Genomic DNA, 23,629 nt, shown 5'->3' on the forward strand with positions numbered 1-23,629 from the left:
GAAAAATAAACAATCTAAAAGCAAATATCGAACCTTTTCTAACTTTAAACCAGCGTATTAGGCCCTTAACTTAATGACATTGACCTCCGGCACGCTAAATAATTCGTATTGGTTTTTTCTACCAATATTTTGCTCTTAAAGGAGCAGAGGAAAATATTTTTCGTCAGTCAGTTTGCTTGGCTGTTTTCCCCGATAATCAGAAATTATCTAAAAAAATCCTTTTAATCCCTAAATCCCGGTCTTATTTAAACTGCTTCAAATGATACGTATACGTAAGCAAAATATACCGCTTCAATACCTGGTTTTGAATATCGGTTATGGTATTGCCTACAACGTAATGGGCTGCTGATACATTTTGATTCAACAGATCGTAACATACAATTCCAATCTCGCCACGCCCTTTTTCCTGGATCCGCTTTGCGAACGTGAAATTAAGCAGGTTTGAATTTTTGTCGAATCCCGGAGCTACTATCGGGTTATATTTATACATGTAATTTGCCCGCCATGTAAAGCTTTCGGGCAATCTTATGGTTACATCCAAGCCGGCTCCCTGGGTGGTGTAGTTGGTGTTGGGATAATTAACCTGCTTAAATTGCGTAGTAGCAAAATTAATGTTGTAATAAGGCCGGATATTAACCGCATCGTTCCAGTCAAAATCAATGTCCTGTGTTATGTTGACATTTTGCGTGTTTTGATAACCGTCCTGCCGGTTTACTATAAAAAAGTTATGCCCTACCGATCCGTTTAGCTGGGTGGTCAAATAGACCTGGAATTTGTTGTGCTTTTTAAAGCCCTTACTAAAATAGCTGTTTAAATAAGAAGTAAACCTGCCGTTCCTGTTTATGGGCGAGGTTATGGTGGCACCCTCTGCATTAATGGTTTGCTCGCTCACCACGGTATTCTTTTCAATTATTACCCGGCCGTTTACATTAAAGTTTAAGCCCTTCTGAAAATTGTATTTATGATAACTCAAAGTGATATTATGTAAATAAGTAGGCTTCAGGTTCGGGTTGCCGATAAAAGTATGCAGCGGGTCGTAAATAATGGTGATTGGCTGCAGGTTGTTTATGGATGGCTGTTGCACCGTCTCGTTATAGCTTAACGTAAGGTCCTTTACGTGCACCTCTGCCGACGGGAGCACATAAAAGAAATCCTGGTTAAGGTCATTAACAGTACTGCTGAAGTGGTTGCCGATTTGTTGCGTCATGGCAGTTAATCCACCCTTGATATAAATGTTATCCGTAAAATTATAGGTAAGCTGCGGGGTTGCGCTTTCGCCCCATAAATTGCGGATAAGGTTATTGCTCTGATCCGCTAAAAATATGGTGTACAAACCGGTTTTAAAATCTTCATCATAGGTAAGCAATTGGCCACGGTTATGATCATGAAGGCCTATGACAGAAAAATCAGCCGACCAGTGTTCACTGAGCGGATAATGATACGCCGCATTTAAAACCCCGGATACATCCCTGCTTGTATTTCTCGACGAACGCCGTAAAGTATCAGAAGCAAGCGTTGCGACGTACGAGATCAGATCGCTGGAATTGAAGTCAAGGCTATTGCTGGGTTGAATTCCTATTGTGTTCCCAATACTGATTGAAGCCCCTTTTTTATTAAGCCTGCGGTAATAGCTAAAATTATGGTGATAATCCAGGGAGTTATCGTGGCCGTGGTCGCTGCCGGCAATGGTGTTTACCAGCGGGACGTAGGTGTTTGACGTAGTGCTGTTATTACTGTTGTTGCTGTCATGATAATTATAACCTGCGTCAGGGTTAAATTTAATATCGGTAACCGAGTCAGGTTTCCATTCGGCCTCTACGTGAAGATCCTGCGTGTTTACGTGTGAATGCCTGATAGCCGTATTGAGTGTGCTGATGATGGTATCGCTTATGTTTTGTTGTACTTTGGAGGTGGTATTATCGTCATTAATGCCGTTGGTGAAGCGATATTCGATATGAAGTTTTGATTTTTTAGACAGGTCTTTGGTAAAGTCGAAATTGCCCGAGCTTGATTTCCTGATCCCGTATGTTGGAAAATTATAGTTTATAAATCCACCTGAGTTTCCCGAAAAAAGGCCCGTATTGCTGAGGTTATCTACACCCACTTTTGCGCTCAGTTGAAGATCGTCCTGGAACTTGGCTGCAAAGGCATCGCCTGCGTACCTGTCTTGTGTACCCGCAGCTCCCGCTAATGTGCTCAAAAAACCCTTGGCAAAGTTCTTTTTAAATTTCAAGTTGATGATCTTATTAACTTCACTTTCAGGCACCAGGTGGTCCGGGTCGTTGTCGCGGTCGTCATACACCTGTACTTTTGAGATCATATTAGCCTCCAATTGCCGGGTAGCAATGGTGGGGTCACTAATAAAAAAGTCCTTGCCATTCACTCTTATCTTCGAAATATTCTTGCCGTTTACAGTGATTTTTCCATTAAAATCTACCTGTATGCCCGGGAGCTTTTTCAACAGGTCCTCCACCAATGCATTTGGTCGTGTTTTAAAGGCTTCCGCATCAAATTCAATGGTATCCTTTTTTATGAGGATGGGAACGCGTTCGCCCTTTACCACAATTTCGTTCAGCATTTTGGCCGACATGTAGATCTTACCTAAATCAACACTGCCGTCCTTTTTAAATTTCAGGTTGATATGCAAAGTCTGGTAACCAACGTGCGAGATTAGTAAACGTGACGGCTCTTCATGTACATTGTGCAAAGTAAACGCCCCGTTTTTATCGGTAATAGTATAGGATACCAGCGATGAATCCTGTTGCTTTAAAATAGAAACGGTTGCTAAGGAAATAGGCTGATTAGTTAAAGTATCAAGGATCACAGCTTTAACGGTTCCGTGATTTTGCGCTCTTGCACCAATGGTTATGGTCGCCAGCAAAAAGAATAAGGCAGATAATTTTCGCATGTAAAAAGACAAGGTTAATGGTACTTCTCAACCGCCTAAAACCACTATTAGGCTCTTTGAAAGTACTGAAACGCTAACTTACTAAAAATGTAGTTAATCAACTATAATTATAGTTATGTAATAAGAAAATTACATATCCTATTGACATCGCATAATATCAGTTTGACGACGAAATAAACACTTGTAATTCATATAATATCCCGATGAAAATTAATTTAAATTTGTTCATTGTTAATTAGTTCAAATTATTATGGGGAAGTTTTTTAACGATATTTCAGATCAGCATAAATCATTTATTGAAAAGCAAAAGATCTTTTTTGTAGGCACATCACCACTCACAGCCAATGGCCACGTTAACTTGTCGCCAAAGGGGATGGATAGTTTCCATGTACTTTCGCCCAACAAGGTTGCTTATATGGATATAATTGGCAGCGGTAATGAAACATCCGCCCATTTATTAGAGAATGGCCGCATCACCATTATGTTTTGTGCCTTTGATGGCCCGCCAAATATTTTACGATTATATGGAAAAGGGTATACGGTGTTACCGGGTGATGCCGAATGGCAATCGTTAACCGCCCATTTTAAACTGGTGCTGGCAACAAGACAAATTATAGTTGCAACCATTAACGAAGTGCAAACATCATGTGGTTTTAGTGTACCTTATTATAGCTATGAAGGTGAAAGAGACCAGGCAGAAAAATGGGCATTAAATAAAGGAGAGCAAGGCCTGGAAGCATACAAAAAAGAAAAAAACCTGGTAAGCCTGGATGGCTTGCCAACGGCCCTGCATAAAAAATAATCCCGGACGGGTTATTCAAACACCACCGTTTTATTTTTATAAACAAACACCCTGTCTTCAAATACCAGCTTTAATGCCCGTGCCAGCACCGAAGTTTCGATTTCCTTGCCCGCTTTCACCATATCAGCGGCGGTAAAGGAGTGACTTACCGGGATGATCTGCTGCGCGATGATCGGGCCCTCGTCCAGTTCGTTTGATACAAAATGGGCTGTAGCGCCAATAAGTTTTACGCCACGTTCAAATGCCTGCCTGTAAGGGTTGGCCCCAATAAATGCCGGTAAAAAGGAGTGATGAATATTGATGATCCGCATCGGGAACTTTGCCACCAGCTTTGGCGACAGGATACGCATAAATTTGGCTAATACGATGTAGTCGGGGCTGTATTGATCGACGGTTTCCGCTATTTTATTCTCAAAATCCTCCTTCGTTATACCCTCGTGCGATATGGCATAAAAGGGCATATCAAAACGGTTACAAATATCCTGTAACACAGTATGGTTGCCAATAACGCATTGCACCGTGGCGCCCAGTGTGCCGAAATAGTTCCTGATCAATATATCAGCCAGGCAATGGTATTCCTTAGTTACCATTACCACCAGCTTTTTATCGGGGATGGGGTTTATTAAAACAATAGCATCCTCAGGTAATACCTTGCGTAATTGTTTTTCCAGCGTGGTTTCGTCGCCACCGATAGTAACCTGCAGGCGCATAAAAAAAAGATTATCTGCCTGGTCCACATGTTCGCGCAGTGAAACGATATTAAAAAGATTTTTTGCCAATATGGCGGATACGGATGCTACCAGCCCTGCACGGTCGGTACACTGAATTACGATGATCATACCCTGTAAATATATTGAATATGTCCGAAAATCGATGAGGTCTAAAAGCAGGAAAGAAGAAATTGTTTTTTTTGCGACGATTGCTTTGTAACAAAATGCAACGCTGATAATCAAATAATAAAACTTTGAGCAGCCAACAATTTCTGCTTTAAGCTGTTTGCTTTCACCTTTTAGCTTACAAAATGATTATGCGCTACTTTTTATGTTTTTTATGCCCCCCGATAGCCATATTAACTACCGGTAAGATTGGTGCCTTTATATTAAATATCCTGCTGACATTGTTTTTTTGGGTGCCCGGAATCATCCATGCCATATTGGTTACTACAAAATATTACGATGATAAACGTCATCGCCAATTAATGCGCGCAACAAGAAGAAGTTTTTATTAATTTTAACCAGCCAAAAATAAACGGGTAGTTGGTAACAAATTAGGTAAGTGTATTGGCATACTTACCCAAATTTCCTATTTTCACCCTCGATTTAAACGTGACTTACCCTAAGGTTTGATAAATGCTTATTAACAAGTTTTTTAGCCGGTATAGCTTTATGCTGGGCCTGATATTTCTCCTTTCACCAGGCTTTGCACAAACGGCAAATGACACCTCGTTACACAAATTGCAGCATCAAAAAAAATCAAGCGGTATCACTTCCAATAGCAATGGGCAAGCAAATTTGAGTCAGCAGCAGGCGGATAATATCCGGCTTGTTAACGAACTGAAGATTAAAGAACAGTCAATAGCATTTAGCAGGAAATTATTTTGGATCAGGAATGTGGCTGCTGTTATTGTAATTATCATTATAGTGCTGATCGTCAGGAACAACAGGCAAAAAACTGCGTTTAACAAGGTGCTGCAAAAGCAAAATGCCGACATAGCTTCTCAAAAAGCCGAGATCTTACAACAAAAGGAAACCCTGCATAAGCTAAATAATACCAAGGACAGGCTGTTTTCCGTGATTAGTCATGATCTGCGAAGCCCGTTTGCTGCTATTTTGCAGACCATGGACAGCTTTCGCGCCGGTGAGATCACGGCTGAGGAACAAAAGGAGATCATGAACAGCTTTTACCAGCAGGTAGGCCTGGTTAACCTTATGGTAAACAATATGCTGGTTTGGGCCAATGAACAGCAAACCGGGATTAAAACAGATGTGGTGGCGCTTGATATAGCTGCAGCTATGGAAGAGATAATTACCATATCAAATTTCCTTGCAAAAAATAAGCGCATCCGGCTTAATCATAGTTTTGACACTGACCGGTATGTGCTGGCGGATTTAAACCACGTTAAAATTATCTTTCAGAACCTAATCGGAAATGCCATAAAATTCACTCCTCATGGCGGCACCATCGAGGTGTTTTATGGTGGCGATGAGGATTACCAGGTAATTCATGTTAAGGATAACGGGATTGGAATATTGCCTCAAAAAATGGAAAAGCTATTTAAAATAACTGGCAAGGATATTTCAGGAAGTGGTACGAATAACGAGGCAGGAGCGGGAATAGGGTTAGGGTTGATCAAACAATTTGTGGATACCAACAATGGAAAACTGGAGGTGAAGAGCAAACCGGGCGAGGGTTCGGAGTTCATAGTTTACCTGGAGAAAGCCGGATAATAATAATCTCCGTTTTTAATAAATAGTGTCTTTTTACTTATGAATTGACATTTAGCTGGTAATATCTCATTTAAGTGTAAACCATGATTTTTATAAATAACTTATAATCAATCATATAAAAATTTAGTTTTTCAAAAGTGTAAACCTTTGTAAACCCAAATTTGCCTCACTATCGTTTAAAAAAATAACCAAGTCCATCACAAAAATGCAATCCTCAAACATCCCTTTTCAAACTATAAACTGGAGCGATATTGATAAGGTAATTCATCCGGGAACTACCGGAACAGCTTTATGGCGAACACTGCAATTTGATGGTTTACGGGTACGTATTGTTGAATACAGCGCCGGCTATTTGGCCGATCATTGGTGTCAAAAGGGCCATGTTGTACATTGTTTGGACGGCGAATTCACTACCGAACTGCAAACCGGCGAAAGCTTCAAGTTGACAAAAGGAATGAGCTATATTGTTTCAGACGATTTAAGCTCCCATCGTTCCATCACCGAAAACGGGGTTAAGCTGCTGATCATTGATGGCGATTTCCTGGGTGGGGCATAGCCTTTGATTTTTCCCAGGTAAATCATGTCACCCCATAATGGTATTTTGGATATAAAATGGCAGGATATAATTTATTTGCGCCCTGCAGATTGTTATATCTTTAAAATAACTATAAATTTAGCCAACCAATTACTTAACCCTATGAGTACCCGCAGAGATTTCTTGCAAAAATCCGCCATCGTAGCCGGCGGCAGCATATTAGTATCAGCCTTAAATAACCAGGCGTTTGCCATTTTTAAACCCGGTATGGCCCCAAGCGATCAATTAAACATTGGCGCTATTGGCATCAACGGCATGGGCTGGGCCGATGTACAGGCTGCCTTAAAAGTACCGGGCGTGAATTTGATAGCTGTTTGTGATGTTGACAGGAACGTGATGGATAAAAGGCTGGCTGACCTTGCTAAAACCGGCTACGATATCTCGAAGATCAGGAAGTATGACGATTATCGCCAGCTGCTCGACCAAAAGGATATTGATGCAGTTGTTATAGGCACACCTGACCATTGGCACGCAATGATAATGATGCATGCTGTGGAAGCAGGTAAGGATGTATACGTAGAAAAGCCAGTGGGCAATTCAATAGGGGAGTGTCGTGCGATGGTAGCAGCGCAGCAACGCTATAACAAAGTGGTACAGGCCGGCCAATGGCAGCGCAGCCAGCAACATTTTAAGGATGCTGTTGACTTTGTGCAAAACGGGCAATTAGGCAATATCCGTACGGTGAAGGTTTGGTGCTACCAGGGCTGGATGAAGCCGGGAGCGGTTGTTCCTGATACAGCGCCTCCTGCCGGCGTTAATTATGCTGCATGGCTTGGGCCGGCAAAAACGGTTCCGTTTAATGCCAGCCGTTTTCATTTCAACTTTCGCTGGTTTTGGGATTATGCCGGTGGGCTGATGACGGATTGGGGCGTGCACTTGCTGGATTACGGGTTGCTTGGTATGAAATCGCCCGTACCAAAATCAGTGTCAGCGCTTGGCGGCAGGTTTGCATACCCTGAACTATCAGAAGAAACGCCTGATACACTTACCACCCTGTATGAATTTGACGGATTTAACATGGTTTGGGATTCGGCAATGGGTATTGATAACGGTCCATATAACCGTGATCACGGGATTGCCTATATCGGCAACAACGGTACGCTCATTTTAAACCGTAACGGCTGGGAAGTTATAGAAGAACGGCAAAGTGGTAATAAGGTGAGTAAACCACTGGTATTAAAGTCTGATGACGGGCTGGATAAACATTGGGAAAACTTTGTGAGCGTGGTAAAATCGCGCAAAATGGATGACCTGCATTGCCCTATCCAGGCCGGCGCACATGTTGCAACCGTAGCACAGATGGGAAACATAGCCTATCGCAGCGGCAAAAAATTAGAATGGGATAATACAACACACGAGTTTACAGACAAGGCCATTAATAAGGAATACCTGATGAAGGAATACCACAACGGGTATAAGCTGCCGAAAGTGTAGGTCTATGTCGGATTGCGGATGTTCGATTTCGGAAGTATCTATGCCCAGGGTAAGAAGCATAAAAAATTTAATTTATTTAATTCGGCAATTTTTAAATTCTGCGTTAAATAAAATCCGAAATCGAACATCCGAAATACGAAATTCAAAATAATACCTCATTTTTGCATCATATCATGCAAAAAGATAAGCTGTTAATTATTGACGATGAAGAACGCCTGCGCAGCCTGCTTGCGCGGATTCTTCAGTTAGAGGGTTATGACGTGCTGGTTGCTGCAAACGGCAAGGAAGCATTGAAAAAAATGCAGCAGGAAATAATTCCTGTAGTCATCAGCGATGTTAAACTCCCCGATATTAACGGCATCGAACTTACCTCGCAGATAAAGGACAACTGGCCGGCTACAGAAATCATTGTACTCACAGCCTTTGGTACGATAAATGACGGCGTTAAGGCCATAAAGGGCGGGGCGTTTGACTACATCACCAAAGGCGACGATAACGAAAAAATAATCCCGCTGGTAAGCAAGGCGATGGATAAGGCGCTTTTGCAGCAAAAAGTACTTGAGCTTGAAAAAAAGCTGAACAGCAAATTTGGCTTCGAAAGGCTAATCGGTAAGTCAGCCGCTATAACTGATGTGATTAAGCTGGCTCAAAAGGTTGCGCTAACAGATACCACCGTATTGCTATTGGGCGAAACGGGTACCGGCAAGGAGATTTTTGCAGAGGCCATTCACCAGGCGAGCCCGAGGAATGCGAAATCATTTGTTGCGGTAAATTGCTCCGCTTTTACTAAAGAGTTGTTGGAAAGCGAATTGTTCGGTCATAAAGCCGGTGCATTTACCGGCGCAATAAAGGATAAAAAAGGGCTTTTTGAAGAAGCCAATGGCGGTACTATTTTTTTGGATGAGATTGGTGAACTGGATCACGACCTGCAGGCTAAGTTGCTGCGGGTGCTGGAGTCACAGTCGTTTTTAAAGATTGGCGATACAAAACCCACGCAGGTAAATGTACGCATCCTGGCAGCTACCAACCGTAATTTACAGGCTGAGGTTAACAAGGAGGGCTTTCGGTCCGATTTGTATTACCGTTTATCCGTGTTCCAGATTACCCTGCCTGCCCTGCGCGATCGTAAAAAGGATATCAAGCTGTTGGCGGAATATTTTATGAGCTACTTTGGCGCCAAGGTGAAAAAACAGTTTGCCGGACTAAGCGATAAGATGGTAGAAAAGTTGGAAGCCTATAACTGGCCCGGCAACATCCGCGAGTTGAAAAATATTATTGAACGCGCCGTTATCCTGGCCGATGATAATGTTTTGGACGAAAGCCTGCTCCCTTACGAAATGCAGGCTGCCCAGGCTACACAATTGGGAAATACCGCTTCGTCATTCGACCTGGCGTTTGTGGAAAAAATGCATATTCAAAGGGTGCTTACCCATACCCATGGTAACCGCGCCGAAGCAGCCAGGTTATTGAATATCGGGATTGCTACACTGTACAGAAAATTGAAGGATTACGGGTTGGAGTAATTATTATTTAGCCTGAATTTAATTTTATTATTTTTAAGACATTATTCGCTAAATAAATTCAGGTCCCGCAATGTCAGCTAAACAATCTGTAACCTTCACCCGTCTGCTCTCGCTCGACTTTCTTCGTGGATTGATCATGGTGCTGTTGGCAGTTGAATCAACCGGCATTTATGATTATTTGTATGAACATACGCATGGTACGGGTTTTAATATATTCATAACGCAATTTACCCATCATCCCTGGCACGGTCTTCATTTTTGGGACTTAGTGCAGCCGGCGTTTATGTTTATGGCCGGCGTTGCAATGGCTTTTTCGTTAAACAAGCAGTGGGCAAATGACGTTAGCTGGAACCAATCGTTTATAAAAACGCTGAAACGTTGCGGGTGGTTGTTTTTTTGGGGTGTGCTGGATTACGCTGTACGGCCCAAAGGGTTGTCGTTCGAATTGTGGGATGTGTTAACCCAGCTCTCATTTACTACATTGGTAGCATTTCTTATTTTTAGGTGGAGCTCAATCGCGCAAATTGGCGTTTGTATAGGTTTGCTGTTGCTTACTGAAATTTTATACCGGTTTACGCATGTTCCCGGTTTTAATCAGCCGTTTACCGACCAGCATAATTTTGGTAATTATGTTGATTTACTGCTGATGGATAAGATTAACGCGGGTGGTTGGGTTGCCATTAATTGTATCCCCACAGCCGTTCACACCATCGCCGGGGCGCTGGCTGGTAAACTACTTTTGAGCGGCAGTAATAAAACAAGGAACCTGATTCTCTGGGGATTCGCATGCCTGCTTATTGGCTATGGATTAGATTATTTAAATATAACCCCGATTATTAAGCGCATAGCTACAACATCATTCACCATAGCCTCCTTAGGCTGGTGTCTTTGGTTTTTGGCGCTTAGCTATTGGTGGGTTGATGTGACCGGGCATCGAAAATATTTAACCTTTTTTACCATCGTTGGCATGAATTCGATTTTCATTTACCTGTTTTTTGAAATCATTGGCGCCAGGTGGTTTAATGCTTATATATCTAGTATCAGCAATGGTATTTTAGGCTGGTTTAATGCCGGCGAATTTTTAAAGGTTATCATTGGGGCAATTTGTATTTTTGGATTAGAATGGTTGATTTGCTATTTTCTGTATCGCAAAAAGATCTTTTTTAAATTGTAATTGAATATTTTTCATTTTGTTGAGCTGATAAATTGAGCAGCTATCAATCTAAATGTGCCGATATGAGGATTTTCCTGTTTATACTTTTGACTTTACTTTTATCTGCTAATGCCCACGCCCAACCGCCTGCGGACAGTGCCATCGTCAAAAAATCACCCTTAAAAACAATAACTGACGAAGAATATACTGCTTTATTAAACGGCAGTGATCTTTACCACATGTCATTGGCTGCCGAGTTAAACCATTACCCATCGCCGGAGAAGGCGCTGAAATACAAAAAGGAAATAAGTTTAACCAAAGAACAGGAAGCCAAACTTAACCCGATTGTGAAGGAGCTGCACCGCAAGATCCTGGAAATGGGATTGATAGTCGTTCGTAACGAGCGCACTTTGGATAGTATTTTTAAATACAAAAACGTTGATAATGGCTCGTTGATATTTTATGCAAACCGTTACGGACTATACCAGGGCGAGCTCAGAAATGTTATTTTACAATCGTGCCTGGTTACAAAAAGTATCCTTACTCCGGTACAGATTAAGAAAATTGAATCTTTAGAAAAACGTAATTGACGGAAATGCCATTTGATTTCCGTAATTTAGCGCCCCCTAATTAAGTGTAAAAAACAATAGTGTGTTTTTAACACAAAATTGGTTTGAATTTGGTTATATAGAAGTACATCTCACTAATAATAAATTGCCATTAAAAACAAATTGATTTAATGAAAATTACTTTTGATTTTGAGAAACCGCTTGCCGAACTGCAACAGCAGATTGAAAAGGTAAAACAGGTTGAAGATAAAAATAAGCTGGACATGTCGGCAACGGTAGCGGAACTTGAGGGTAAGCTTGAAGCTGCCAAGAAGGAGATCTACTCCAACCTGACCGGCTGGCAAAAGGTACAGATTTCGCGTCACCCTGAAAGGCCTTATTCTCTGCAATATCTTGAGCTGATGTGCGACGATTTTATTGAACTGCATGGCGACCGTACTGTTGGCGATGACAAGGCTATAATAGGTGGTTTTGGAACCATTGGCGGACAAACGGCGATGTTCATAGGTCACCAAAAGGGCCGCAACACCAAAGAACGCCAGATGCGCAACTTCGGTATGGCAAATCCCGAAGGTTACCGGAAGGCATTAAGGCTAATGAAGCTTGCTGAAAAATTTAATAAGCCTGTTATTACTTTGATTGATACCCCCGGAGCATTCCCCGGCCTTGAGGCAGAGGAGCGCGGACAAGGTGAGGCGATAGCCCGCAACCTGCTGGAGATGTCGATATTGAAAGTGCCCATTATTTGCGTTGTAATAGGTGAAGGCGCATCAGGCGGAGCATTAGGTATTGGAATAGGCGACAGGGTGCTGATGCTTGATAATTCATGGTATTCGGTTATCTCTCCTGAAAATTGCTCAACCATTTTATTTAAAACCTGGGAACAAAAGGAAAGGGCAGCAGAAATGCTGAAGCTAACCAGCACCGAGATGCTAAAAAATAAGCTGATCGATGGTGTGATAAAGGAACCGCTTGGCGGGGCTCACCAGGATCCGGTTGCCATGGCTGCAATACTAAAAAAGCAGCTGTTAAAGGATCTGAAGGCATTAAAGGAACGTAATATTGATGAGCTGGTTACCGATAGGATTAACAAGTTCTGTAATATGGGCGTTGTGATAGAGGATTAAAAATATCATTATAAACAGGAAAAGCGGCATTAGCCGCTTTTCCTGTTTATAATTCTAACCCATTTGTCATTGCGAGGAGGAACGACGAAGCAATCTCGTCGCCAATTCATTTCCGTTTTGCAGGTTTTAAACTTTTCTGTTCGCCCTGCATAGTTACGAGGTTGCTTCGTTCCTCGCAATGACAATGATTTTTAATTGTTTGATTATTTCTTTTTAATCCAGTCATAATCCTTCCCATTCTCGTGTACCACAAACTTACTTACGGTACCATCGCCCCCTTTTACAAACTCAAGTGAGATCTCACCCAAATGAAAAAGAAATTTTGTATCAGTCACAGCATATAATTCCATTTTACCCGGTAAGTTGGTTTTGGAATCAGCCATAAGCTTGCCATTTTCTACGGTGATGGTTATCATGTGCTGATCGTCCATTGCGTACACACCCGGGTATTGTTTTAAAACGGATAGGTCGACAGCCGCAACGGCGGGCCATGAAAATTTGGTGTACACCGTGTTATCCAGAACCGATGAACGATCACTGCAGGCATCTGCGATAAGTTTTAACGATAGCTTGCCATCCTTGATCAGGAATTTATACTTTCCAATCACATCATTATTGCAATCGCTTTGGCCCTCTGTCTTTTTTAAGGTAAGGGTTGAGTCTGTGGTAGTAAAGGTCATGTTTTCAATACCTGCACCATTAGCAAAACGGGTGAGTTTTAAGGTGTCTTTGCCGAAGTCAAATAACGTGGGCACATCTTCGTCTATTTTAAGGATGCCTTTCCATTTGGTATTGGCCAGCTGTGCGTGGGTGTTAACTGCGGTAAATAATATGATTACCAGGGTGATTATCTTCTTCATAAATAGTGATTAAAAAATTTAGGCAATGATACCTGTTAATCGCATTGCAAAATACTCAAATCATGTTTTGAGCATTATTTTATCCCGGTTTTTATAAGCAGACAGGAATTGTTTTGGGGTAATTTGTTCCAGGTTTTTAAACGTACGCTGAAAGGTGGCAACCGAATTAAAGCCTGCTTCGAATGCGATACCGGCAATGGTGATATGGCTATTCTCCGGCTGCAGCATCATTAGCTTTACCTCATTTATCCGGTATTCATTAACAAATTCGCTGAAGCCTTTCTTTAATTCCCGGTTTAAAACGGCGGAGATAATGCGGGATGGGATTTCAAGCCTTGTTGCCAGTTTATTTACGGTAAGTTCCGGATCAAGGTAAAGCTTATCAATTTCCATCGCTTTTTTTACCAGGATAACATAATGCTGAATTTCTTCGGCAGGTAAGGTATCGGCATAAGTTTTATTGGCCTTTTGATCACTGATATAAACCACGCGGGTATGCTGATAACCCTTAAGCCCTATCCAATAAGTAAAAATAACCAGTATGATCTCGATAGGTGAAAAATAAGCAATGCCTTCGATGTTAAATAACAGCGAACCAAAAATGGTAGCCGTCCATACTGTTGCAATCAACGTCATCGCAGTAAGCAATACTTTCGTCCATTTGCTGATTAAGGTTTGTTCTGTAATTGCTGATACGGTAATTCCCGGTGTTTCCGTTTCCCGTTTTTTAAATTGACGAATAGCAGCAAGCAGATAGATCCAGAAGACGACCACCATCAGAACCTCAGCTATGGGTTGATATATGGCATCGATTTGCCCCGGGGTAACCTTCAATGAGAAGCTCCTTTTATAAAGAACGGCATAAGTAAGCAGGCAAATTCGAAATGCAGCATCAATTAAAACGGGCAGGTATGCTCTGAAAATTACTTTGCCGGGAATTTTACCCGGCGTGATAGTGGTTTGGATATAAAGATAAAGGCTTGGCCCTGCCGTAAAAACAACAGCATAAGGAAAAATAGCATCAAAGTAAGCCAGCCAGCCGAGGTTAAACCCCGAACTCCAGCAGAAGGTGCCAAAGCTATCATAAACCAGCATCAGCATAAAAGCTGCCAGGAAATACTTGTTTTGCCGTTTGTCCTGCCATGGAAACAGCAGCATTACGCTCAAAATAAGGCCCTGCAATGCGCCCAGAAGAACAATGATGTTAAACAGGTTGAAGTGAACGGTCATATTTAAGGCTTGCTGATCGGTATGACGGTGTTATAACTAAATAGTTTAACGGTTAAAAGCATAAAATGCGGCAATTTTAAGTAGTTCAATGTTTTTTTAAAAAAGGGTTTTGACTTCAAAAAAAACCTCCTATATTTGCATTCCTTTTTGGGATGGATAACAAACCTAAGGAGATTGCCTGATAGTATAATGGTAGTACGACGGTTTTTGGTACCGTTTGTCTAGGTTCGAATCCTGGTCGGGCAACAGTGATAATTCGGATTTCGGATGTTCAACTTCAGATTTACTCTGATTGAAATCGAAATCCGAATTGCTTTTTATAATAGCTGGTAATCAGGAAATTCGCTTTTCAAAACATCCGAAATCGAAAATCCGACATCCGACATCAAAACATGCCATTACAGTTTAACCCGGTAAAATTATTTGCAGGCTCAGCCACACAGGCTTTGGCAGCAGACATCGCTGAATCGTATGGCCGTGAATTGGGTGAAGTTGATATTTCGCGTTTCAGCGATGGGGAGTTCCAGCCGCATTTTAATGAGTCTGTTCGTGGTTGCGATGTTTTTTTGATCCAGAGCACTAACCCACCCACAGATAACCTGATGGAACTTTTGATGATGATTGACGCGGCCCGCCGTGCATCGTCACACTATGTTACTGCTGTTATTCCTTATTTTGGTTTAGCGCGCCAGGACAGGAAAGATAAGCCACGTGTTGCCATTGGTGCAAAGCTGGTTGCCAATTTATTGGTAGCCGCAGGCATTAACCGCATCATGACGATGGACCTGCACGCAGCGCAGATCCAGGGCTTTTTTGATATCCCGGTTGATCACCTGGATGCTTCTATAATTTTTGTGCCTTATATTAAGAGCCTGAAATTACAGAATTTAACTATTGCGTCGCCTGATATGGGCGGTTCATACAGGGCACGTACTTTTGCAAAGTTCTTTAATGCCGAAGTGGTGATCTGCGATAAACGCCGTAAACGCGCCAACGAAATTGAATCGATGACGCTTATCGGTGATGTTACCGACCAGGATATTGTGCTGATTGATGATATTTGTGATACCGCCGGCACATTGGCAAAGGCGGCCGGCTTAATTATGGAGCGTGGTGCACGCAGCGTTCGCGCAGTTTGTACCCACCCGTTGTTATCAGGCAAAGCTTACGAAACGCTGGAAAACTCGGTATTAACTGAATTGATAGTAACGGATACTATTCCGCTTAAGCATCAAAGCAGCAAGATTAAGGTATTAACCACTGCAAATTTGTTTGCAAGTGCTATAATGAATGTAAACGAACATGGCTCGATAAGCCAGTTGTTTAAAGTAGATTAAGAAGTTCATGGTTAATAGATCATGGTTCATTGTAAATGAAGCCTGGTCTTTAATCGGAACATGAAGATAAAATAGAAGATGGATAAGTGTTCTGCTATGAACAATGAACCATCAACTATGAACATAAAAACAAATAAATAATAAAAATGAAATCAATTGCTATTAGCGGTTCTCCAAGAGAGAACGTAGGGAAAAGAGACGCTAAAGAACTGCGTTACCAGAGTCTGGTGCCTGCAGTACTTTACGGTGGGCCAACCCAAACCCACTTTTCAGTGTCCGCAAGTGATTTGAAAGCCGTAGTTTATACGCCGGTTGTTCATTTCATCGACTTAGACATTGCCGGTAAAAAATCACAGGCGATCATTAAAGATCTTCAGTTCCATCCATTAACTGAGCAGATCATTCACGTAGATTTTTTACTTTTAGACGAGAAAAAACCGATCACTATCGAGATCCCTGTTAAATTAACCGGAACATCTCCAGGCGTTAAAGTTGGTGGTAAGCTTGTTCAGAAATTAAGGAAACTGCGCATCAAAGCATTGCCGAAGGATCATTTGGACGCTATTGAAGTGAGCATCGAAACTTTGGAAGTTGGTAAATCAGTAAAAGTTAGCGACATCAAACTTGAAAAGCTTGCTATTTTGAATGCCAAAGAAGATACCATAGTTTCTGTAACTACTTCACGTGCATTGCGCCAGGCTGAGCAGGAAGCTGCTTCAGGCAAAAAATAATAAGTGATTTCACCGATTATCGGTTGATTACACAGATTAACAGCGATGAGTTTAGGCTTATCGCTGTTTTTGTTTAAAAATAATATCTTCGCTTTTAATTGGTGCAAGTCAATAATTCACAGTCTCGATCAAAGACTATGGACTATGGACTATGGACTATGGACTATGGACTTGAAATGAAATATCTAATAGTAGGTTTAGGAAATATAGGGCCTGAATATGCCGATACCAGGCATAATATAGGTTTTATGGTATTGGATGAATTGGCAAAGCAGGAAAATGCGAAGTTTTATAACATGCGCCTAGCTTACTATACCGAAGTTACGCACAAGGCCCGCACCCTGTACTTGATAAAACCAACTACATTTATGAACAATAGCGGTAAGGCCCTTAATCACTGGATGAAGGAGCTGAAGATCCCTATTGAAAATGTACTGGTGATTGTTGATGATATTGCCCTGCCTTTTGGCACACTGCGTTTAAAGCCCAAAGGCAGCGCTGCCGGGCATAATGGCCTGAAACATATTGAGGCCACTCTTGGTAATAATGAGTACGCCCGCCTGCGCTTTGGCGTAAGCGACAATTTCCCCAAGGGCCGACAGGTTGATTATGTGCTGGACGGTTTTGACAAGGATGAAATTCCCGAACTGCCTGCGTTGATAGATCGTTGTATCGAAATAATAAAAAGCTTCGTTACAATTGGCACCGAACTTACCATGACCCGGTATAATAAGTGAGTGGACAGTTGAATACCCAAACTGGCCTGAGATTAACTCCCTCGTCCTCCCAGCCTTCTTGAAAAATTTACAATTCAGTTTACAATTTTTTACAATTGTTTTGGTGCATTAGCAAATGGGCTGTATTAGCTTCGGACTAAGTTATTCATTTTAAAAACCATTTTATGCTTAAGCAACTACTGTCTTCCAACGCTATTTTTAAAAATTGGCTAATCCTTATCAGGATCATAACCGGCATCATCATAACCAGGTATGGGTTTGAAATCTTTAACCATGACAAAATGCACGGAAATGTTGCATGGCTTACAGATATTCATTTACCTGCCCCGTTTTTTATGGCTCACCTTGGTAAGGCTACTGAGTTAATAGGTGGTGTTATGTTAATAGCAGGGTTATTTACCAGGTTGGTTGCAATTGCACTTGTTATTAATATGGCTGTAATTACATTTTTTATGGAAAAAGGCGACGTTTGGGGCGACGGCCAGCTACCTTTTTTATTATTGCTACTTTTTTTGACCTTCTTTTTATGCGGCGCCGGTAAATGGAGTTTGGATTATTTGTTATTTGACAAAAAAAATAAAATTTAAGAACAAGCAATAAAAAGACGGAACAGAGCTTCACTTCGCCACCTTTGGCAAATACATTAGTTGCAGCCCTGGGCGGATTTGTTAAAAAGTGTTAAATCTATTTTTCCTGGTAACACATGCATAGCCTGCTGCGTCTATTGCGTTAACGTAATATATGAAAAAACTTTTACTGCTGGCATTTTGCTGGTACCTGTCGGCCACAGTAATGGCCCAAACTACTCCTCAAATGCTAACAGTTAAAGGCGTTACCATTGATTCGGTAAGCAATAAGCCTGTTGGATACGTTACCGTTGTATTACTCGATGCGGTAACAAAGCAATCCGTCAAGGGCGGTTTAACAAAGGACGACGGTACATTTGAGTTTAGTAACCTGCCCGCTAAGGAATATCAACTAACTGTGGCTTCGGTTGGGTATAAAAATAAAACCGTAACAATAACCGGCGGGGCCAACGTAAATATTGGCAAACTGTTTATTTCTCCCGCCAACAATCAATTAAAGGAAGTTTCCATAACTGCCGTGAGGCCAATAATGAAGCAGGAGGTTGACCGCATCAGTTACGATGTGCAGGCCGACCCTGAGAGCAAGGCCATAACCGCTTTGGATATGATGCGGAAGGTTCCGCTGTTATCTGTCGATGCCGACGACAATGTTAAGCTGAAGGGCAGCGGTAACTATAAGATCCTGATTAACGGCAAGGAGTCGGCACTGATGGCGAAAAGTCCATCGGATGTTTTGAGGGCGATGCCGGCAACCAATATCGAGAAGATAGAGGTAATTACTACTCCACCGGCAAAATATGATGCTGAAGGACTATCCGGCATTATCAACATCATTACCAAAAAAAATGCGGACCAGGGGTATACAGCAAACATCAATAGCCGTTACAATACCATTTGGGGGCCGGGCGCAAACATAAATGCCAGTATAAAGCAGGGAAAACTGGGAGTCACCACCTTTTTCGGCGGTAACAGTCGGAACAGGCGCGATGCTGATTTTGGTAACACACAAATCTTTACTACAGGCGCCGTTACTACCCAGCGTGGTACCTACCATAATTTTGGCAACAACCAGTACGGCAATACCGAGATAAGCTACGAGATAGACAGTTTGAATTTGATAACCGGTTCATTCGAGATCTTCCATGGGTACAACAGCCAAAACAATGGCCAGTTTACCAACTCACAATATGCGGATGGCTCAGTTAACCAGCAGTATCAGCAGGCAACTACAGGTGATGAGAACCAACTTGGATTTGATGCTGCTGTTAATTACCAGTTGGGTTTTAAAAGGAACAAGGATCAGTTGCTAACCTTGTCGTACAAGTACAGCTACGCACCCAACACCCAGGACCTGGATAACGTATTTTCTGAAAGGGTAAACTTCCTTCAATCGCTTCAGCCTGATTTTACGCAATACAACCATACCGGCGACCGGGACCATACCATCCAGGTGGATTATGCAGAACCCTTTAAGGTTGTTACCTTAGAAGTAGGAGGTAAGGCAATTCTGCGGAACAACTTCAGTAATTTTAACCGATCGGACCGCGACTCAACTACCAGTCAATACAGCCTGAATCCAAAGTATACCAACAACTTTAACTATCACCAAAATATTTACAGCGTATACAATTCATACCAGGTGAAGTTTAGCGATTACACGGCCAAGGTAGGTTTGCGTTTGGAGCACACCAGTATCAATGCTGATTTTTCGTCGGCCAACGTAACGGTTAGCCCGAGTTACAATAACCTCATTCCATCGATATCCATCCAGCGCTCATTTAAAACCAGCAGTATTAACTTCGGGTTTACACAGCGCATTCAACGCCCGGGCATTGCCCAGCTGAATCCGTTTGTCGATAATTCAAACCCGTTGTTCATCAGCACCGGTAACCCTAATTTAAGGCCGGAACTGAACAATACATTTGAGTTTACTTATAGCAATTTTGCAAAAAACTCATTTAACGTAGGGCTCAGCTATGCATTTTCAAACAATTCCATTCAAAACGTAACCAGTTTGCGATCAGATAGCACTGCAGACCATAAGCTTGATACTGTAACCACGACCACCTATCAAAACCTTGGAAATAACCGCAGCCTCGGGCTGAATTTAAATACCAATATTGCTATCACCAAAAGAATAAACCTCAACTTAAACACACAGGTGTCCTATATATGGTTGAAAGGCAATTACAATGGTGAGGATTACCAGAACTCAGGTTTTAGGGGAGAGGCTTTCGGCAGCATTGGCTACAAATTCGACGGCGGCTATCGCTTCGGACTTGATGCCGGTTTTTTTAGCGGCGACGTAAACCTGCAGGGAAAATCGAGCAATTTTATTTTTAACTCGTATGTGCTTACCAAGGAGTTTTTGAAGAAAAAGGCCAACATATCATTGGTGGCCAATAATCCTTATTCTGAGTTCCATAACAATAGTTCAACTACAACAACACCGCAATTTATACAATCGTCATTTAACGAAAATCCGTACCGCAGCTTTGCTGTAAGGTTAAGCTATCGCTTCGGAAAACTAAACAGCGAGATTAAGAAAAATCGGCATGGCATTAATAACGATGATACAAAAAGCAGCGGCGGCAGTAATTCCGGTAATGGCTCATAATGGTAGAATTAGACACTATTATGACAAAGGTTGATGCGATAAAGTAATATTAGTGTTACGTAACTAAAATGATAGTTAATTTCTGCTAAATCATTTTTTTACTGCGTATAGAGGCAATATCTTCGCGCAAAATACCCAAACACCCTGAATGAAACATTTTTTACTTATCGCCTTGTGCTGCTTTCTCTCCATTGCAGCATTGGCCCAAACTACGCCGAAATCGTTAACTGTTAAAGGTACGGCTATCGATTCTGTTACGAATAAACCGTTAGGTTATGTCACCGTTGCCTTACAGGATGCCGCCACTAAAAAATCAGTACGTGGTGGCTTAACAAAAGACGATGGCACATTTGAGCTAAAGGCTGAACAGGGCAAGGCCTACCAGTTAACGCTTGCATCGGTAGGGTACAGGAGTAAGGTGGTAAAGGTAACCGGGCGCGATGAAGAGATAAATGTGGGTAACATTATTTTATTGCCTGCAAAAAATCAACTAAAGGAAATTTCTATTACGGCAGTAAGGCCTTTAGTGAAACAGGAGATCGACCGCATCAGCTATGATGTTCAGGCCGATCCCGAAACCAAAACACAAAATGTTTTAGACATGCTGCGCAAAGTTCCCTTAATAACGGTGGACGCAAGCGATAACATCCAACTGAAAGGTGAGGGCAATTACAAGATCCTGATTAATGGCAAGCCATCATCATTGGTGGCACATAACCCGTCGGATGTGTTTAAATCGATGCCCGCTAGCAGCATCCAAAAGATTGAGGTTATTACTACGCCACCTGCAAAATATGATGCAGAAGGTTTAGCGGGGATCATTAACATCATCACCAATAAAAAAATTGACCAGGGTTATAATGGCAGCATTAACATGCGCTATAATAGTCTTTTCGGTCCGGGTGCAGGCTTGCAATTAACAGTAAAACAAGGAAAACTGGGAATCTCGAATTATACCGGTTATGGCGACCAGATAAAACGTCGCGGATCGTCGCGCTCTACCCGTCAAACTTACGGAGATAGCGCAACCTATTTAACTCAGGCATCAACAAACGTAAACAGCGGCCGGTATATTTACACCAGTACCGAAATAAGCTATGAAATTGACAGTCTGAACCTGATTACAGCCGGGATAGACTATAACAACGGTCATAATAATGGTGAAAACGACCAGTTTTCTCAGCAATTCAATCATAACAACCTGCTTAACCAAAGCTACAGGCTAAGCAATACCAGTGCTTCAATTTATAAAGGTGTAGACTTCGGGATAAACTACCAGCTTGGTTTTAAACACAATAAAGATCGCTTATTAACACTGAGCTATAAATACTCTAATCAGCCTAATAGCAGTACTACAACCAATACCATTACCGATAGGTTTGATTATGCGCAGCCGGGGTATTTGCAACGCAATGATGCACGTACGCAGGAGCAAACTATCCAGGCCGATTACGTTCATCCGTTAAAGAAAATAACAATAGAGGGCGGCTTTAAGGCGATTTTAAGAAATAGCTCCAGCAATTTCGGGAACAGCAATTTTATCGACTCAACCCAAACGTACGTAGTTGATCCAGCCAGCACCAATAATTTTAAATACAACCAGGATGTGTATAGCCTTTATAATACCTACCAGTATAACTTAAATAACTGGGGGGTAAAGGCCGGCTTTAGGGTAGAGGCGACGGACATAACGGCACATTTTATTTCTGAGCAAAGCGATGTCGATCGTAATTACAGCAATTTTGTCCCTTCTATTTCCATCCAGCGTAAATTGAAGAATAATTCCAGCTTTACGTTCGGCTTTACCAACAGGATCCAGCGGCCCAATATTTACGAATTGAATCCTTTTATCGACAGAACAAATCCAAAGTTTATCAGTACGGGCAACCCCGATTTGAAACCCGTGCTTAACCATACTTTTGAGCTAAACTACAGCAAATTTTCAAAGGGCTCATTTAACTTTGGCATGTCGTATTCGTTCTCAAATAATGCGATTCAAAGTGTAAGCAGGTTGGTAGATACCGTTACCTATACCAGGAATGAAAACGTAGGCAGCAACCGCAACCTGGGTTTCAATATCAGCATGAACTATCCCATTACAAAAAAGCTTAACCTGAACATCAATACCCGTATTGCGCAGATTTGGCTTAAAGGTTATTTTGATAACCAGCTTTACAGCAATAACGGCTTGCAGGGAAATGTGTTTGGATATGCTGGCTACCGGATAACTGATACATGGCGCGCCGGTGTAAACGCAGGCTTCTCCAGCGCTTATGTTTCGCTGCAGGGTAAATCAAGTTCGTATGTGTTTACATCAGTTAGTACCTCCAGGGATATTTTGAACAAAAAGGGATCGATATTTTTCAACGTAAATAACCCTTTAACCAAATACCGTAAAACAAATAACTATACCCGCGATCCTGATTTTTACCAAACCAGTGTTTCTGAATTTCCGTTCAGATCATTTAATGTTGGTTTCAATTACCGCTTTGGTAAGCTCAAGGCCGAGATTAAAAAGAACCAGCGCGGTATTAATAACGATGATACCAAAGGCACCACTGCACCTGCCAGCGGAAAATAATATCTTTGATGCATGAAGGTATACGGAATAACAAACTGCAATACAGTAAAGAAAGCGCTCGACTGGTTAAAGGCTAATAATGTAGCCTATGAATTTCATGATTTTAAGAAACTTGGCATCAGCGAAGAAAAACTGGAAGAATGGGATACAAAGGCAGGCTACGAGAAATTTATGAACAAACAGGGCCTTACCTGGAAGCAGCTTGACCCCGCAATAAAGGAAAGCATCAAAACCAAAACTGATGCCCTTCACCTGCTACAGCAAAAAACCAGTATGATAAAACGCCCCGTTATTGAAAACGGCGATTTTTTATTTTTTGGTTTTGATGAAGGGGTGTATGAAAAAGAATTAGTGAAGGAGTGATTTAGTGAATTAGCGATTTAATGATTTA

20 protein-coding genes and 1 tRNA gene are annotated in these 23,629 nt (G+C 41.8%); 17 read left to right on the top strand and 4 right to left on the bottom strand.

Annotation, left to right across the window (positions count from 1 at the left end):
• Positions 1 to 241: 241 nt before the first annotated feature.
• The gene (locus tag KXD93_RS29475; RefSeq protein ID WP_258141151.1) at positions 242 to 2,908 is read right to left on the bottom strand and encodes an outer membrane beta-barrel protein; all 2,667 of its coding nucleotides are present in this window, start codon (positions 2,906 to 2,908) and stop codon (positions 242 to 244) included.
• 250 nt (positions 2,909 to 3,158) lie between these two features.
• On the opposite strand from KXD93_RS29475, the gene KXD93_RS29480 reads away from it, so the two are divergent.
• Positions 3,159 to 3,710 (top strand): pyridoxamine 5'-phosphate oxidase family protein, encoded by a 552-nt coding sequence (locus tag KXD93_RS29480; RefSeq protein WP_258141152.1) that lies wholly within the window; start codon positions 3,159 to 3,161, stop codon positions 3,708 to 3,710.
• A gap of 11 nt (positions 3,711 to 3,721) precedes the next feature.
• On the opposite strand, the gene purU is transcribed toward KXD93_RS29480, so the two are convergent.
• Positions 3,722 to 4,549: a formyltetrahydrofolate deformylase gene (gene purU, locus KXD93_RS29485; RefSeq protein ID WP_258141153.1), complete on the bottom strand. Its 828-nt coding sequence runs from the start codon at positions 4,547 to 4,549 to the stop codon at positions 3,722 to 3,724.
• A gap of 188 nt (positions 4,550 to 4,737) precedes the next feature.
• Between purU and KXD93_RS29490 the strand changes: the two genes are divergently transcribed.
• The 8 genes from KXD93_RS29490 (at position 4,738) to KXD93_RS29525 (ending at position 12,558) form a co-directional block, all read left to right on the top strand.
• Positions 4,738 to 4,938 carry a YqaE/Pmp3 family membrane protein gene (locus KXD93_RS29490; RefSeq protein ID WP_258141154.1) on the top strand — a complete coding sequence of 67 codons (201 nt, stop codon included), beginning with the start codon at positions 4,738 to 4,740 and terminating at the stop codon, positions 4,936 to 4,938.
• A 121-nt stretch (positions 4,939 to 5,059) separates the two neighbouring features.
• Positions 5,060 to 6,157, top strand: a complete 1,098-nt coding sequence (locus tag KXD93_RS29495; RefSeq protein ID WP_258141155.1) for a sensor histidine kinase — start codon at positions 5,060 to 5,062, stop codon at positions 6,155 to 6,157.
• A gap of 205 nt (positions 6,158 to 6,362) precedes the next feature.
• Positions 6,363 to 6,713: a DHCW motif cupin fold protein gene (locus tag KXD93_RS29500; protein ID WP_258141156.1), complete on the top strand. Its 351-nt coding sequence runs from the start codon at positions 6,363 to 6,365 to the stop codon at positions 6,711 to 6,713.
• Between the two features lie 141 nt (positions 6,714 to 6,854).
• Positions 6,855 to 8,186, top strand: coding sequence for a Gfo/Idh/MocA family protein (locus tag KXD93_RS29505; RefSeq protein WP_258141157.1), 1,332 nt, complete (start codon positions 6,855 to 6,857; stop codon positions 8,184 to 8,186).
• A gap of 173 nt (positions 8,187 to 8,359) precedes the next feature.
• Positions 8,360 to 9,709, top strand: coding sequence for a sigma-54-dependent transcriptional regulator (locus KXD93_RS29510; protein WP_258141158.1), 1,350 nt, complete (start codon positions 8,360 to 8,362; stop codon positions 9,707 to 9,709).
• Positions 9,710 to 9,779: 70 nt separating this feature from the next.
• Positions 9,780 to 10,883: an acyltransferase family protein gene (locus KXD93_RS29515; protein ID WP_258141159.1), complete on the top strand. Its 1,104-nt coding sequence runs from the start codon at positions 9,780 to 9,782 to the stop codon at positions 10,881 to 10,883.
• Between the two features lie 62 nt (positions 10,884 to 10,945).
• Positions 10,946 to 11,452, top strand: a complete 507-nt coding sequence (locus KXD93_RS29520; RefSeq protein ID WP_258141160.1) for a hypothetical protein — start codon at positions 10,946 to 10,948, stop codon at positions 11,450 to 11,452.
• A gap of 149 nt (positions 11,453 to 11,601) precedes the next feature.
• Complete coding sequence (locus tag KXD93_RS29525) at positions 11,602 to 12,558, top strand: acetyl-CoA carboxylase carboxyltransferase subunit alpha (protein WP_258141161.1); 957 nt, start codon at positions 11,602 to 11,604, stop codon at positions 12,556 to 12,558.
• A 203-nt stretch (positions 12,559 to 12,761) separates the two neighbouring features.
• Here the strand turns inward: KXD93_RS29525 and KXD93_RS29530 are convergent, their stop codons facing one another.
• Entirely contained in the window at positions 12,762 to 13,418 is a 657-nt protein-coding gene (locus tag KXD93_RS29530) for a hypothetical protein (RefSeq protein ID WP_258141162.1), read from the bottom strand.
• A 60-nt stretch (positions 13,419 to 13,478) separates the two neighbouring features.
• The gene (locus tag KXD93_RS29535) at positions 13,479 to 14,648 is read right to left on the bottom strand and encodes a helix-turn-helix domain-containing protein (protein ID WP_258141163.1); all 1,170 of its coding nucleotides are present in this window, start codon (positions 14,646 to 14,648) and stop codon (positions 13,479 to 13,481) included.
• Positions 14,649 to 14,823: 175 nt separating this feature from the next.
• On the opposite strand from KXD93_RS29535, the gene KXD93_RS29540 reads away from it, so the two are divergent.
• The 8 genes from KXD93_RS29540 (at position 14,824) to KXD93_RS29575 (ending at position 23,601) form a co-directional block, all read left to right on the top strand.
• Positions 14,824 to 14,894 (top strand) — tRNA-Gln (locus KXD93_RS29540).
• 146 nt (positions 14,895 to 15,040) lie between these two features.
• Positions 15,041 to 15,985, top strand: coding sequence for a ribose-phosphate pyrophosphokinase (locus KXD93_RS29545; protein ID WP_258141164.1), 945 nt, complete (start codon positions 15,041 to 15,043; stop codon positions 15,983 to 15,985).
• Positions 15,986 to 16,131: 146 nt separating this feature from the next.
• Complete coding sequence (locus tag KXD93_RS29550; protein ID WP_258141165.1) at positions 16,132 to 16,716, top strand: 50S ribosomal protein L25/general stress protein Ctc; 585 nt, start codon at positions 16,132 to 16,134, stop codon at positions 16,714 to 16,716.
• A gap of 176 nt (positions 16,717 to 16,892) precedes the next feature.
• Positions 16,893 to 17,453, top strand: coding sequence for an aminoacyl-tRNA hydrolase (gene pth / locus KXD93_RS29555; RefSeq protein WP_258141191.1), 561 nt, complete (start codon positions 16,893 to 16,895; stop codon positions 17,451 to 17,453).
• 164 nt (positions 17,454 to 17,617) lie between these two features.
• Positions 17,618 to 18,040, top strand: a complete 423-nt coding sequence (locus KXD93_RS29560; RefSeq protein ID WP_258141166.1) for a DoxX family protein — start codon at positions 17,618 to 17,620, stop codon at positions 18,038 to 18,040.
• A gap of 154 nt (positions 18,041 to 18,194) precedes the next feature.
• Positions 18,195 to 20,657: a TonB-dependent receptor domain-containing protein gene (locus tag KXD93_RS29565; RefSeq protein ID WP_258141167.1), complete on the top strand. Its 2,463-nt coding sequence runs from the start codon at positions 18,195 to 18,197 to the stop codon at positions 20,655 to 20,657.
• A gap of 148 nt (positions 20,658 to 20,805) precedes the next feature.
• Positions 20,806 to 23,238: an outer membrane beta-barrel family protein gene (locus KXD93_RS29570; protein WP_258141168.1), complete on the top strand. Its 2,433-nt coding sequence runs from the start codon at positions 20,806 to 20,808 to the stop codon at positions 23,236 to 23,238.
• Positions 23,239 to 23,250: 12 nt separating this feature from the next.
• Entirely contained in the window at positions 23,251 to 23,601 is a 351-nt protein-coding gene (locus tag KXD93_RS29575; RefSeq protein WP_258141169.1) for a Spx/MgsR family RNA polymerase-binding regulatory protein, read from the top strand.
• Positions 23,602 to 23,629 lie beyond the last annotated feature (28 nt).

Origin of the sequence: Mucilaginibacter phenanthrenivorans (assembly GCF_024721155.1) — a bacterium.
GTDB classification, from domain to species: Bacteria; Bacteroidota; Bacteroidia; order Sphingobacteriales; family Sphingobacteriaceae; genus Mucilaginibacter; species Mucilaginibacter phenanthrenivorans.